This window comes from Chryseobacterium lathyri (genome assembly GCF_003290185.1).
GTDB classification, from domain to species: domain Bacteria; phylum Bacteroidota; class Bacteroidia; order Flavobacteriales; family Weeksellaceae; genus Chryseobacterium; species Chryseobacterium lathyri.
In genome coordinates, this window is sequence record NZ_QNFY01000006.1 from 129,528 (window position 1) to 143,815 (window position 14,288).

General features: G+C 37.6%; 14 protein-coding genes. 13 read left to right on the plus strand and 1 reads right to left on the minus strand.

What is annotated here, in order from left to right; genetic code table 11:
* Positions 1 to 10: 10 nt before the first annotated feature.
* Positions 11 to 985, minus strand: a complete 975-nt coding sequence (locus tag DRF61_RS09980; RefSeq protein ID WP_111956534.1) for a ribonucleotide-diphosphate reductase subunit beta — start codon at positions 983 to 985, stop codon at positions 11 to 13.
* 426 nt (positions 986 to 1,411) lie between these two features.
* Between DRF61_RS09980 and DRF61_RS09985 the strand changes: the two genes are divergently transcribed.
* From DRF61_RS09985 to glyA, 13 genes are all read left to right on the plus strand, one after another.
* The gene (locus tag DRF61_RS09985; protein WP_111956536.1) at positions 1,412 to 2,101 is read left to right on the plus strand and encodes an ABC transporter ATP-binding protein; all 690 of its coding nucleotides are present in this window, start codon (positions 1,412 to 1,414) and stop codon (positions 2,099 to 2,101) included.
* 132 nt (positions 2,102 to 2,233) lie between these two features.
* A complete protein-coding gene (locus DRF61_RS09990) occupies positions 2,234 to 2,590 on the plus strand; it encodes a four helix bundle protein (protein ID WP_111956538.1) in 357 nt (118 codons plus the stop codon).
* Positions 2,591 to 2,710: 120 nt separating this feature from the next.
* The gene (locus DRF61_RS09995) at positions 2,711 to 3,940 is read left to right on the plus strand and encodes an ABC transporter permease (RefSeq protein WP_111956540.1); all 1,230 of its coding nucleotides are present in this window, start codon (positions 2,711 to 2,713) and stop codon (positions 3,938 to 3,940) included.
* A 78-nt stretch (positions 3,941 to 4,018) separates the two neighbouring features.
* Entirely contained in the window at positions 4,019 to 5,290 is a 1,272-nt protein-coding gene (locus DRF61_RS10000; protein ID WP_111956542.1) for an ABC transporter permease, read from the plus strand.
* A gap of 119 nt (positions 5,291 to 5,409) precedes the next feature.
* Positions 5,410 to 6,603 carry an efflux RND transporter periplasmic adaptor subunit gene (locus tag DRF61_RS10005; RefSeq protein ID WP_111956544.1) on the plus strand — a complete coding sequence of 398 codons (1,194 nt, stop codon included), beginning with the start codon at positions 5,410 to 5,412 and terminating at the stop codon, positions 6,601 to 6,603.
* Between the two features lie 134 nt (positions 6,604 to 6,737).
* Positions 6,738 to 8,261, plus strand: a complete 1,524-nt coding sequence (locus tag DRF61_RS10010) for a glycosyltransferase family 39 protein (protein ID WP_111956546.1) — start codon at positions 6,738 to 6,740, stop codon at positions 8,259 to 8,261.
* A gap of 72 nt (positions 8,262 to 8,333) precedes the next feature.
* Complete coding sequence (gene bla, locus DRF61_RS10015) at positions 8,334 to 9,086, plus strand: subclass B1 metallo-beta-lactamase (protein ID WP_111956548.1); 753 nt, start codon at positions 8,334 to 8,336, stop codon at positions 9,084 to 9,086.
* 207 nt (positions 9,087 to 9,293) lie between these two features.
* A complete protein-coding gene (locus DRF61_RS10020) occupies positions 9,294 to 10,193 on the plus strand; it encodes an NAD(P)/FAD-dependent oxidoreductase (protein ID WP_111956550.1) in 900 nt (299 codons plus the stop codon).
* A gap of 110 nt (positions 10,194 to 10,303) precedes the next feature.
* Complete coding sequence (locus DRF61_RS10025; RefSeq protein ID WP_034729278.1) at positions 10,304 to 10,630, plus strand: ArsR/SmtB family transcription factor; 327 nt, start codon at positions 10,304 to 10,306, stop codon at positions 10,628 to 10,630.
* Positions 10,631 to 10,688: 58 nt separating this feature from the next.
* The gene (locus DRF61_RS10030; protein WP_111956552.1) at positions 10,689 to 11,162 is read left to right on the plus strand and encodes a DUF6428 family protein; all 474 of its coding nucleotides are present in this window, start codon (positions 10,689 to 10,691) and stop codon (positions 11,160 to 11,162) included.
* Positions 11,163 to 11,185: 23 nt separating this feature from the next.
* Positions 11,186 to 11,797 carry an arsenate-mycothiol transferase ArsC gene (locus DRF61_RS10035; protein WP_111956900.1) on the plus strand — a complete coding sequence of 204 codons (612 nt, stop codon included), beginning with the start codon at positions 11,186 to 11,188 and terminating at the stop codon, positions 11,795 to 11,797.
* 2 nt (positions 11,798 to 11,799) lie between these two features.
* The gene (gene arsB, locus DRF61_RS10040) at positions 11,800 to 12,834 is read left to right on the plus strand and encodes an ACR3 family arsenite efflux transporter (protein ID WP_111956554.1); all 1,035 of its coding nucleotides are present in this window, start codon (positions 11,800 to 11,802) and stop codon (positions 12,832 to 12,834) included.
* A 131-nt stretch (positions 12,835 to 12,965) separates the two neighbouring features.
* Positions 12,966 to 14,231: a serine hydroxymethyltransferase gene (gene glyA / locus DRF61_RS10045; protein WP_111956556.1), complete on the plus strand. Its 1,266-nt coding sequence runs from the start codon at positions 12,966 to 12,968 to the stop codon at positions 14,229 to 14,231.
* The last annotated feature ends 57 nt before the right edge of the window (positions 14,232 to 14,288 follow it).

Sequence of the window (14,288 nt, forward strand, 5' to 3'; positions counted from 1 at the left end):
ATATCTTTTTTTAAAACAAATCGTTCGCCGTAATGCTCTTATCGTGTTTTGTATAATCCACTGGTCTTTTTGCGAAGAAATCATCCATAGAATTGGCAAAAACTTCCTCTTCAAACCATTTCATTGGACGGTATTGTTCAGGGGAAACATTGTAACGGGTTTCCATATTGATTTTCTTTAAGCTGTCGTCTACACGGTATTTCATAAAGTTCAGAAGGTCTTCTTTTGAGAAAACGCTTAGTTCTCCCAGTTCAAAGATCCAGTCAAGGATTTCGCCTTCCAGCTCAATGGACTGATCTACCAATGTGTAGATGTCTTCGATATCTGAATCTGTTAACAGGTCCGGCTGTTCTTCACGGATCTTGTTGATCAGATAGATTCCTGCATTGGCGTGAATCTGCTCGTCAACGGATGTCCATGCGATGATATTGGAAACATTCTTCATATACCCTTTGAATCTTGTAAAAGAAAGGATGATCGCAAATTGTGAGAATAGGGATACGTTTTCGATCAGGATGCTGAATAATAAAAGGGAAGATACATACTCTTTCGGTGTTGTAGAATTGGCGTGTTTCAGAACATTTGACAGGAAGTCAATTCTCTTTTTCACAGCAGGAATTTCTATAACATTGGAAAATTCTTCGTTATATCCTAATACCTCTACCAATCGGGAATAGGCTTCAGAATGACGGAATTCGCATTCTGCAAAAGTAGCTCCAAGGCCGTTGAATTCAGGTTTTGGTAAGTGATTGTATAGGTTTCCCCAGAATGTCTTTACAGACACCTCGATCTGTGCAATGGCTAAAAGTGCATTTTTTACAGCGTGTTTTTCGTGCGGCTCTAACTGCGAATGAAAATCCTGAACATCTGCAGTAAAATCCACTTCCGAATGCACCCAGAACGATTTGTTGATCGCCTCTACAAACTGAAGAACCTCAGGGTATTCAAATGGCTTGTAACTTACTCTTTTATCGAAAATTCCCATATTAAAATAGCTTTAAAAATTAAATAATCTGCATCACTGTGGATAATGTTGAAGTAATGCTTAACTTCTTGTATGTTTGGTATTTACGTGAGAAACATATTCACATTCATGAGTGGAGGTTTCTTGTAAAGAACTAATGACAAAGTTCGAAAAAAAGAACTGATTTTGAAAGGGGTAAATAGTAATTGGCTGAGTTTTAACTGTAAAAGTTTTCCACATTTACATGAAACCAGCACGGATAATGGCTTAGACGGGGGTATGAGTAAAAAATAAATGAAAAATTAAAGTTACAGTTAAACACTTTTCCTTAATGTACTGTAAATAAAGGTTTAAAAAGTTAAACAATAAAATATTCGAATAAATTATTGTTCTTGTAACAAATTGAAAATAACACCTACTTATTGGGTATAAAACAAGCATCACTTCATGTTAGTAATTCAGGATTTACATAAATCATACGATACGGGGAAAAGCAAACTGCACGTTCTTAAGGGGATTAATCTTAATATTTCCGAGGGCGAGTTTGTTTCTATTATGGGAAGTTCCGGTTCCGGGAAATCTACACTTCTTAATATCATCGGTATTCTGGATGAAAAAGATTCGGGAACATATGAGCTGGATAATGTTCCGATTGAGCATCTGTCTGAAGTGAAAGCTGCAGAGTACAGGAGCAAGTTTCTGGGTTTTATTTTTCAGTCCTTCAACCTGATCAGCTATAAAACAGCTCTGGAAAATGTAGCACTTCCTTTATATTACCAAAACGTTCCGAGAAAAGAGCGTAACCAGAAAGCATTGGAATATCTGGAAAAAGTAGGTCTCGGGCAATGGGCAGGACATCTTCCCAACGAGCTTTCCGGAGGACAGAAGCAGAGAGTAGCCATTGCAAGAGCGCTGATCACAGATCCTAAAGTAGTTCTGGCCGATGAGCCAACCGGAGCGTTAGATTCAAAAACGACGCACGATATTATGAAACTTCTTCAGGATATCAATAATGAAGGAAGAACCATCATCGTTGTCACCCATGAACCGGACGTAGCCGCACAGACGAAAAGAAACGTAATACTGAAGGATGGCATCATAGAAAGTGATGAGTTTATCAAGCAGATTGTTTTGTAAGTGAATGGTGAATGGTGAATGGTGAATGGTGAATTTTGCTTCGCAAGTCAATTGTGAATGTTGGGGTTATCAGTTTTAATAAAAATTAAGTAATAATAAGGAACACACAAATACAAATGAAAAAAAATAATTATGTTTTTAAATCTGAACCATTATAAACTTGATGTTTATCAATCGGCCAGACAGTTAAGAATTGAATGTTATAAAGTATTATCTGAGATTCCGGATAGTGAGCGTTTTAATCTTACAGACCAGATACGCAGAGCTTCAACTTCGGTAGTTTTAAATATTACGGAAGGATGTTCCAGAAGATCGGAAACTGAAAGGAAAAGATATTTTGAAATAGCCAGAGGTTCCGTGATAGAATTGGATTCCTGTTTTGATATAGTTATAGACTGTAATTATATCAAAAAAGAAGAATTAGTAAAAATTGAAAATTTAATAAAAACAACATTTATCTTACTAAGCGGAATGTTGAAAAAGAAATAGAGAAAGTGAATTGTCAATTAGAATAATTTATTTAAAAACAATTGACAACAGGGTTAATTGACTTCGGAGAAAATTCACAACGCAGTTAATTGACTTTTTACAAAGTAAAAAATAAAAACTATGTTTGACCTAGATCGTTGGCAGGAAATATTCAGTTCTATTCGCAGTAATGTATTGCGGACGGTGCTTTCGGGGTTTACAGTGGCTTTGGGGCTTTTTATTTTTGTTGTTCTTTTCGGAATAGGGAAAGGGCTTCAGAATGCCTTTACCGAAGGTTTTGCAAGAGATGCACAGAATCTTATCACGATCTATACCGGTAAAACCACACTGGCCTATAAAGGACTTCAGTCTGACAGAACGGTTACCATGGATAATGAAGATTATGATTTCCTGATCAATACAGATAAAGAAAAAGTAGGTGATGCCAGCCCAAGATATACCACAAGTTTAATGGTGAAATACGGAAAGGAAAGTGGCACTTACCAGATTAACGGTGCAGAACCGGGAGAAAAGGTTATTGAGAACAGGAAGATGCTGGACGGGCGCTATCTTTCGCCTATGGACCTTGCAAGAAAACAGAATGTAGCGGTAATCGGAAGGATGGTTCAGCGTGACCTCATCAAGAACGGAAGTCCGGTGGGAAAAGACCTGAATATCAACGGAACCATGTTCAAAGTAGTAGGGGTATTTTCCGATGACGGAGGAGACTGGGACGAAAGACATATTACCGTTCCTATTACAACCCTTCAACAGATGAAAAAAGGTTCGGATACCGTATCTACCGCATATATTGCCTATAACGAAAAACTAACACCCCAGGAAGCCATAAAATATGGGGATGAGCTTAAAGACCGCTTAAAAGCCAGGAAGAATGTTGCTCCTGACGATGAAAACGGAGTCCGTGTCTGGAATAATGCCCAGAATATGAATGAAACCTTCCAGTTTATGGCCGTGCTTACCCTTATTGTAGGCTTTATCGGACTGGGAACATTGCTGGCAGGAATTATCGGGATCAGTAATATCATGGTGTATATCGTAAAAGAAAGAACCAAAGAGATTGGTGTACGTAAGGCTATTGGAGCCAAACCGAAAAGTATTGTAGCTCTTATTGTACAGGAAAGTGTGGTGATAACGGTAGTTTCAGGAATTGTTGGAGTGGCAGTAGGTGTATTGGCGCTTAGTTTAATAGGAGACAGTCTTGAAGAATATTTCATCAAAAGCCCGAGTGTAGGGTGGGGAACCATCTTCATGGCATTTATAGCTTTGGTGTGTTCAGGGCTTATTGCAGGATTTGTTCCGGCATACAGAGCTTCGAGGATTAAACCAATAGAGGCGTTAAGAACTGAGTAGTGATGCGGTAAACAGACATCATCATTGATCAATTATCAATCATCATTCATATATATTTTAAACTTATAACTCAAAGAAGTGAACATTTTATTTAAAAAAGATACTTGGCAGGAAATTTATTATTCACTGAGGAATAATAAGCTCCGCACGTTCCTTACCATGATTGGGGTAGGTTGGGGAATGTTTTTGTATGTGAGTCTTCTTGGAGCGGCAAAAGGGATGGAAAATGGTTTCGATAAGCTGTTCTCCGGATTTGCGACTAACTCTATTTTTCTTTGGGCTCAGAAAACCTCTATTCCATATGAGGGATTTCCGAAAGGAAGGGAAGTTCATCTGCAGTTATCCGATATGGATATGCTGAAAAGAAAAGTGTCTGCTATAGATTATATCTCTCCGCAAAATGCTAGGGGAAGCTTTACCGGAACACCCGGTGAATCCATGTCAAGAAACGGTAAAAACGGCACCTATTCCCTTACGGGAGATTATGCGGTAGGAAATAAAATTTCTGAGAAAAAACTTATTTTCGGACGCTATCTTAACGATGCTGATGTTATGGGAAATAAGAATGTAGTGGTGATTGGGGAAGAGATTTATAAGAATTTCTTTGATGCCAAGAAAAAAGAAAATCCTGTTGGGAAGCAAGTCAACATAAAAGGACTGTTCTTTAATGTGATTGGTGTTTTCAGAGTGAAAAAAGGAGGTGGTTTTGAAAATGACCGGACTGCTTTTATTCCTCTTTCAACCTATACAAAAATGTATAACGCCGGAGAACAGATTGATATGTTTGCCATCGTGAGCAAGCCCAATGCTAACGTTAATGGAGTAGAAGAAGACGTAAAACTAGTACTGAAGACTAAAAATAAAGTATCTCCCGAAGATACCAATGCCTTCGGAAGTTTCAACTTGGGTAAAGAATTTAAAAAACTGACAGGTTTCCTTACAGGAATGCAGCTTTTAACAATCATCGTAGGAACACTGACGATCCTTGCAGGAGTTATTGCCATCTCGAATATCCTTCTGATCACGGTAAAAGAAAGAACAAAGGAAATCGGGATAAGAAGAGCTTTAGGGGCAAAACCAGCTGAAGTAAGAAACCAGATTCTTCTGGAAAGTGTTGTTATTACACTCTCTTCGGGGATTCTCGGATTCATGTGCGGGATATTTGTTCTGATTATTTTAAATATGGTGACCCAGAACCAGGATGAGTTTCCGTTCTATAACCCAACCGTAAATTATGGAAACGTATTCGGAGCCATGGCAGTAATGGTGATTCTTGGCTTGATTATCGGGATGATTCCTGCACAGCGTGCAGTAAAGATCCGGCCGATTGAAGCCCTGAGATCAGAATAGTAATATGTTAATTTGAAAATAAAATAATTTGAAAAAATAATGATTGGCTTTAATGTTTAAATATTTAAATCCTCTCAATTAATTTTTCTCCTTTTAATCGTAAAAAATAAACTAGATATATGAAAAAGAAATTCACTTGGAAAAAAGCCATTTATATTGTACTCGGGCTTTTATTTGCAGTGGCATTGATCTTCGGGATCGGGTATCTCGTAAAATCAAATTCTAAAGAAAGTGAAGCTTTCCTGACCAGAAAACCAAAATACCAGGACATGGAAGACAAGGTGATGGCGACAGGGAAGATCATTCCAAAAGAAGAGATCGAGATCAAGCCGAATATTGCAGGAATCATTGATAAAATTCTGGTGGATGAAGGAGATAAGGTAACGGCAGGACAGCTGATTGCTACAGTAAGAATCATTCCTAATATTGCTGATGTAAACAATGCTCAGCAGGAAGTGGTGAATTCTCAGCTGCAGATCAGCAACGCTAAAATGAATGTGGATAATATGCAGAAGCAATATTCTATGCAGGAAAAACTGTACAAGCAAGGCGTTATTTCCAAGCAGGAGTACTTGAACTCTCAGCAGCAACTGTTTTCACAGCAGCAGGCCCTTAGAAATGCCAACCAGCAGCTGGCTACAGCTCAAAAAAGATTACAGATCGTAAAAACGGGGGCTACTCCGGAACTTCAGGGTCTTGCAACAACGCAGATCCGTTCAAAAGCAGCAGGTACTGTTCTTGAAGTTCCTGTAAAAGTAGGAAGCCAGGTAATCGAGGCTAACTCATTCAACGCAGGGACAACCATCTGCTCCATTGCAGACCTTAATTCTCTGATCTTTCAGGGAGAAATAGATGAAGCTCAGGCAGGAAAACTGAAGCAGGGAATGGATATGAAAATCGTGATCGGTGCCCTTCAGAACAAAACATTCCCGGGAAAACTGACCATGATTGCTCCTAAGGGAAAAGATAATCTGGGAACGATAAAATTCCCGGTAGAAGGTGACGTAAACAACCCTAACAACGAATACATCAGAGCCGGTTTTTCTGCTAACGGTGAAATTGTCCTGAAATCTGAAAAAAATGCATTGCTTTTGGATGAATCACTTATTCAGTACGAAAAGAAAAACGGAAAAGATACCCCTTTTGTAGAAGTGAAACAGCCGGATGGAAAGTTCAAGAAAGTATATGTGAAATTAGGGGCCAGCGACGGGATCAATGTTCAGATCCTTTCAGGAATCACCAAAGACTCTGAAGTGAAAGTATGGAACCCTTCCGATAAGGACAAGGAAGAGCTTAAAGAAAAGAAAAAATAGTAAACAATCACTATATATTTAAACTGTAAGATCCTGGGAAATTTTTTCTCAGGATTTTTATTGTTTAAATGGATGTAATGGATATTTTTAATAAATTGTCTTACAAGAAACAGTAACCATACAATCTCATAACTATGAAGAAAAGCTACCTGATTCTCTTTTTCTTTATCATTGTAAAATTCATCCTCCAATATTCTCTGATCAGCTCCGAATATGAGTTACACAGAGATGAATACCTCCATCTGGATCAGGGCAATCATCTGGCTTGGGGATATCTTTCCGTTCCTCCGGTGAATTCATGGCTGGCCTGGCTCGTTAAAACACTCGGAGGGTCCATATTTTGGGTGAAATTTTTCCCGGCATTCTTCGGAGCAATGACCATTGTTGTTGTATGGAAAATTATTGATGAGCTTCAGGGTAGTTTGTATGCCAAAATATTGGCTTCAACAGGGATTTTGCTTTCAGTACTTCTTCGCATCAATTTGCTTTTTCAGCCAACTTCCCTGGAGGTATTGCTATGGACCCTTATCTATTATGTTCTGATCCTGTATTTTAATTCCGAAAAAGTAAAATGGCTCTACCTTGCTGCAGTAATCTTTGGAATAGGCTTTTTGAATAAATATAATATTGTCTTTTCCGTATTGGGAATTATTCCTGCCGTTCTACTGACCAGACAAAGAAAAATATTTGCTCAGCCTCATCTTTATGGTGCGGCCTTCGTAGCTGTATTAATTATGCTTCCTAACCTGATCTGGCAATACAAATTCGATTTTCCAGTTGTTTCACATATGAAAGAACTTTCGGAAAGACAACTGGTTCATGTTGACCGGTTCGATTTTTTTAAATCCCAGATCCTTTTCTTTATAGGCTCGTTATTGGTCATTATTGCAGGCTTTTATGCGTTGTTATTTTACAAACCGTTTGAGAAATTCAGATCTTTCTTTTGGGCATATGTCATAACTATTGCCCTGTTTTTATTTTTCAAAGCTAAAGATTATTACGCTGTTGGGATTTATCCGGTTTTCATAGCATTCGGGGCTGTTTTTCTGGCGCACGTCTTTGATAAAAGTTGGAAAAAGTTTCTTAAGCCTGTTTTTATCCTTGTTCCTGTACTTCTGTTTCTGCCTCTGTATAATCTTGCTTTCCCCAATAAAAGTCCGGAATACATAATCAACCATCCTGAAAAATATAAAAAAATGGGATTGCTCCGCTGGGAAGACGGTAAAGACCATCCGCTGCCCCAGGATTTTGCAGATATGCAGGGATGGAAAGAGCTTGCCCAAAAGGTTGATAAGGAATATTCTCAGCTTTCAGAAAGTGGCAGGACTTTGGTTCTTTGTGATAATTATGGACAGGCAGGAGCTGTTAATTACTATTCCAAAAAAGGAGTACAGGCAGTCTCCTTTAATGCGGATTACATCAATTGGTTTGATCTCAGTAAAAAATACGATAACCTGATCCGGGTAAAAGAATTTTCCAAAGAAGAAGATGAATTAAAAGAGACAGGTTCTTATTTCGAAAACTCCAAAGCCGCAGATTCCATTGTCAATAAATTTGCCCGTGAAAAAGGAACTACAATCTTTAGTTTTAAAGGAGCAAAAATTGACATCCGTACAAATATCAGGGAGGAAATTAATGAGGTGAAGCACAGATATTAACACTTAATTAACTATAATGGATCATATCATAGGGTGAAATATTTTCTAATTTCGCTGTAATTGTAATGCCCTATGAAATCACTATCCAAAATTTTATTTTTATCCTCAGCTTTGTTATTTTTAAGCTGCAGTTCTCAGAAAGAAACTCAGAAGGCCCAAGTAGTCTATAAAACAGATAACCTCTCCATCATTCAACTGTCCAACGGTATTTATCAGCACATTTCCTATCTGAATACAGATTCCTTTGGAAAAGTAGAATGTAATGGGATGATTGTGAAAGACGGAAATGAAACCGTAATCCTGGATAGCCCTGCCAATGATAAAAGTACAGAGGAATTGATTTCATGGATTAAGAATAACCTTCATTCCAAAGTGAATGCTGTTGTGGCAACCCATTTCCATGATGACTGTGTAGGCGGACTGAAAGAGTTTGGCAAAAATAATATTCCGTCTTATGCCAACAATAAAACTATTGAACTGGCAAAGCAAAATGGAGCAAATGTTCCGGAGCATGGATTTAATGATACCATCACACTGAATGCCGGAAAACACAAAATTTTGGTGAAATACTTTGGAGAAGGACATACAAAAGACAATGTAGTAGCCTATATTCCTGATGAGAAAGCAATGTTCGGAGGCTGTCTGATCAAAGAAATGGATGCTACAAAAGGATATCTCGGAGATGCCAATGTTCAGGCCTGGTCCCAAACCGTTGAAAAAGTAAAAGCCCAATACCCTGATGTCAAACTTATAATTCCGGGACATGGAGAAACAGGTGGGATAGAACTCCTGGATTACACCATAAAACTCTTCAAAAATAATTGATTCACAGATCATATTCGACAATAAATATGACTGACAGCTGATTTTAAATTTTAATAAGTTTAAAATCAGCTGTTTCTTTTTTTAATCTTTTTATTATTGTAATAAAATATTAATGCAACAATATTGCATTAATGAGATTTTATTTTAACTTTGTGGTGAGAAGCGAACAGCTGAAAAACAGACTAACATTCAATATTATTTAGTAAAATGAAAAATTTCGAGGTTATTATTATAGGCGGAAGCTATGCCGGATTATCAGCAGGAATGTCTTTAGGAAGATCATTAAGAAATACCCTGATCATAGACAGTGGGAAACCATGTAACAGACAGACGCCCCATTCACATAACTTTATTACCCATGACGGAAAAGTGCCAAAAGAAATTGCTGATCTTGCCCGCAAGCAGGTCGAAGCATATGATACAGTGAAGTTTCATGAAGATTCTGTCATAAAACTGAGAAAAACAGATGAAGGATTTGAAACGGAAACTTCTGGGGGCGAAAAATTTTACGCTAAAAAACTGATTTTGGCATCAGGAGTGATTGACCTCATGCCTGATATTCCCGGATTTGCAGAATGCTGGGGAATTTCAGTTCTCCACTGCCCGTACTGCCATGGCTATGAAGTGAGAGATGAAGTAACCGGAATTTTTTCAGATGGTGATATGGCCTTTGAATTTTCAAAACTGGTGTATAACCTGACAAAGAATCTCTTCATATTCAGTAATGGCCAATCGGCTCTTTCAAAAGATCAGAAAAACAAACTGGCCCAGAATAATATCATTCTTGTTGAAGATGAAATTGAAAAAATAGAGCATGAAAACGGAAACATCCGGAAAGTCATCTTTAAAAGCGGAAAAGAAATCTCCTTGAAAGCACTGTATGCCAAAATACCTTTTGAGCAGAACATCAATGCTTCAGGATATCTTGGCTGTGAGCTTACCGAACATGGGTTTATCAAAATTGACTCTATGCATAAAACCAATATTTCCGGTGTTTTTGCTTGTGGTGACAATGTCACCATGATGAGGTCTGTAGCCAATGCTGTTGCCCAGGGAAATTTCACAGGAGCTATTGTCAATAAAGAGCTTGCAGAAGAAAGTTTTTAATTATATATTATAAATTGGTGCCGTCCCCGCAGAAATTTTCTGTGGGGATTTTTTACTTAAAATTTTGTTGCTAAAATATATTATCGTAATATTGCGATATAATAAAAAATATGGGGGCTACAAAAACAGATTTCTTTACAGATGAGCAGAATAAGATCGCTGTCATTGCAAAAGCTTTGGGACATCCGGCAAGAATTGCCATCATTGAATATCTTCTGAAAGTTAATGAATGCATCTGCGGAGATATTGTTAATGAATTGCCTCTTGCACAGCCTACCGTTTCCCAGCATCTGAAAGAATTAAAGAATGCAGGCCTGATCAAAGGAAACATTGAAGGCAATTCTGTATGTTACTGTATCGATGAAAAAGCGTTCGAAATTTTAAATGCTTTCTTTTCAAATATTATTTCCACCGTTAAAAAGCAGAATTGCTGCTAAATTTTTTTTTGAATTGAATCATCGTAATATTGCATTATAACAATTAAAATATTGAATTATGAAATTATCAGACATTAAAAGCATTTTACCAGGCTTGGAAAATGTAGAATTCCAACTGGAGGACGGAAGATTTGTACCGGAACACTTCCACGTTACTGAGATAGGAATGGTTACCAAAAACTTCATCGATTGCGGAGGAACTATCAGAAGAGAAGAACGCATAAATTTTCAGCTCTGGAATGCGGAAGATTACGAACACCGTCTTAAACCCGGAAAATTATTACATATTATTAATTTGTCAGAAGAGAAGCTGGGAATCGGAGATTTTGAAATTGAAGTAGAATATCAGGATCAGACTATTGGAAAATATGATCTGGAATTTAACGGTAACAACTTTATCTTAAAAAATAAACTGACGGCTTGTTTAGCTACAGACGCCTGTGGAATTCCTCAGGAAAAGCAAAAAATAAGCTTAAGCGGACTGAAGGCTAATCAGGATTCTAGCTGTACACCAGGTTCGGGCTGTTGCTAATATTAACCTTTATAATGACTGAAATGTATCTTAAATTGACAAAATATATAGAAGAACTTCTTTCTATAGAGATCGGCGAAGAAAGAAAAGCTGTTCTGCAGCCATTAATAGATTTTATAGAGCAGAAAAAAAGAAATCAAGAATCAATATCTATTAATTTTATCTGTACCCATAATTCCCGGAGAAGCCATCTGGCACAAATCTGGGCACAAACTGCATCCGCCTATTTTAAAATCTCTAATGTAAACTGCTATTCCGGAGGTACAGAGGCAACTGCTTTATTTCCTAAAGTTGCTGAAACATTGATGGAAGCTGGCTTTCATATTTGGAAATTAAGTGAAAGCGAAAACCCTGTATATGCTGTTAAGTATTCTGAAAATGCTTTACCTGTCCTTGGATTTTCTAAAAAATACGATGATCATTTTAATCCAAATACAGGTTTTGCTGCAGTTATGACCTGCTCCCAGGCAGATGAAGGATGCCCTTTCATTTCAGGTGCAGAGAAACGTATTCCTGTTACCTTTGAAGATCCGAAAATCTCAGATAGCACACCTGAACAAACCAGAATATACAGTGAAAGAAGTCTACAAATCGGGGCCGAAATGTTTTACGTTTTTTCCCAAATAAATCATTAAAAATGAAGACCAAATTAAAATTTCTTGACCGGTATTTAACCCTTTGGATTTTTCTGGCTATGATCATCGGAGTCGGTTTGGGATATTTTTTTCCTGGCATCTCTGTAATAACAAATTCATTTTCTTCAGGTACGACTAACATACCTTTAGCTGTCGGCTTAATTCTGATGATGTATCCACCTCTTGCGAAGGTAGATTATAGCTTATTGCCACAAGTGTTCCGGGATAAAAAAGTAATATCCGTTTCGTTATTATTAAACTGGGTCGTAGGTCCAGTCTTAATGTTTGTTTTAGCTGTTATTTTTCTTAAGAATGAGCCGGATTTTATGATAGGGCTGATTCTTATAGGCCTGGCAAGATGCATTGCCATGGTTATTGTCTGGAATGATCTGGCAAAAGGAAACCGGGAATATGCAGCTTTGCTGATCGCCTTAAATAGTATTTTTCAAATTATATCCTATAGCTTTATGGTATGGCTGTTTATTAATATTCTTCCTCAAAAATTAGGATTGGGTAATTTTAATGTTTCTGTACCTATCAGCGACGTAATGGAAAGCGTTTTAATTTATCTGGGAATTCCTTTTTTAGCCGGTTTTCTAAGCCGTTATTTTCTTACGAAACTCAAAGGAAAAGAATGGTACAGCCAAAAATTCATTCCAGTCATATCACCTGTTACTTTATACGCCTTATTATTTACGATTGTCTTAATGTTTAGCCTAAAAGGGGATAAAATATTGGAACTGCCCATGGACGTGGTAAAAATTGCAATTCCACTGATCATTTATTTTGTATTGATGTTTTTTATTAGTTTTTCAATAAACAAATGGCTCAAAGTTCCTTATGATAAAAATGTCTCCATTGCTTTTACGGCGACAGGAAATAATTTTGAATTGGCTATTGCAGTAAGTATTGCTGTTTTTGGAATTCATTCCTCACAGGCTTTTGTAGGAGTTATCGGTCCTTTAGTGGAAGTTCCTATATTGATATTATTGGTTAAAGCAAGTTTGTATTTAAAAAGCAGGTATAAATTGGAGTAAAAAAGTCACCATTGATGGTAAATTACTGCATAATGCCTGAAATTTTATTCCAAAATCGGATTTTAGGATAAAGAAATCTTACAGGAAATTCCGTACATTTGGGGTGAAAAATTTCAAAAACTAAAAGTAAAATGGACATTATTTTCGACCTGATTGAAAAAGAGAGACAAAGACAATCCCATGGATTAGAGCTTATTGCATCAGAAAACTTTGTTTCTGAGAACGTAATGAAAGCAATGGGAAGTGTACTGACCAACAAATATGCTGAAGGATATCCCGGAAAAAGATATTACGGAGGCTGTGAAGTAGTAGATGAGGTTGAAACATTAGCCATCGACAGAGCAAAAGAGCTTTTCGGTGTTGACTATGTTAATGTACAGCCGCATTCAGGATCTCAGGCGAATGCTGCCGTTTACCTTGCCGTTTTGAAAGCAGGAGACAAAATCATGGGTATGGATCTTTCAATGGGAGGACACCTTACTCATGGTTCAGGGGTTAATTTCTCAGGAATTCAGTATCAGGTGGTTTCTTATGGTGTTCAGAAAGAAACAGGACTTATCGATTACGATCAGATGAGAGAGGTTGCTTTGAGAGAAAGACCGAAAATGCTTATTGCAGGTTTCTCGGCCTATTCAAGAGATCTTGATTATGCTAAATTCAGAGAGGTTGCGGATGAGATCGGGGCTACACTTTGGGCAGATATTGCTCACCCGGCTGGTTTAGTGGCCAAAGGGCTGTTGAACTCTCCGTTTGAACACTGTCATGTAGTAACGACTACTACCCACAAGACTTTAAGAGGTCCAAGAGGAGGAATGATTATGATGGGCAAAGACTTTGAAAATACATATGGCCACAAAACGCCGAAAGGAGAAACAAAAATGATGAGCCAGGTATTGGATGGAGCCGTTTTCCCTGGAATTCAGGGTGGGCCGCTTGAGCATGTTATTGCTGGTAAAGCAGTTGCTTTCGGAGAGGCATTGGATGGTCAGTTCGAGACTTATGCCAAGCAGGTTAAATCTAATGCACAGGCACTGTCAAAAGCTATGACTGACAGAGGCTTCAATATTGTAAGCGGTGGTACAGATAATCACTTAATGTTGGTAGACCTTAGAAATAAGAATGTAAACGGAAAAGAAACAGAAAAAGCTTTAGTGCTTGCAGATATTACATGTAACAAAAATATGGTTCCTTTTGATGACAAGTCGCCATTCACCACTTCCGGTATCAGATTGGGAACGGCAGCGATCACGACAAGAGGCCTTAAAGAAAACGATATGGATACGATTGCGGGACTAATTTCTGATGTGGTTGACAATATTAAAAATGAAGAAGTTATTGCTTCGGTAAGAAAGAAAGTAAATGAACTGATGGAAGGCAAAGCCCTGTTCAACTATTAATTTGATTAAAAAACATTATAATAAAGAATGGGCATCTGTCCATTCTTTTTCATATCT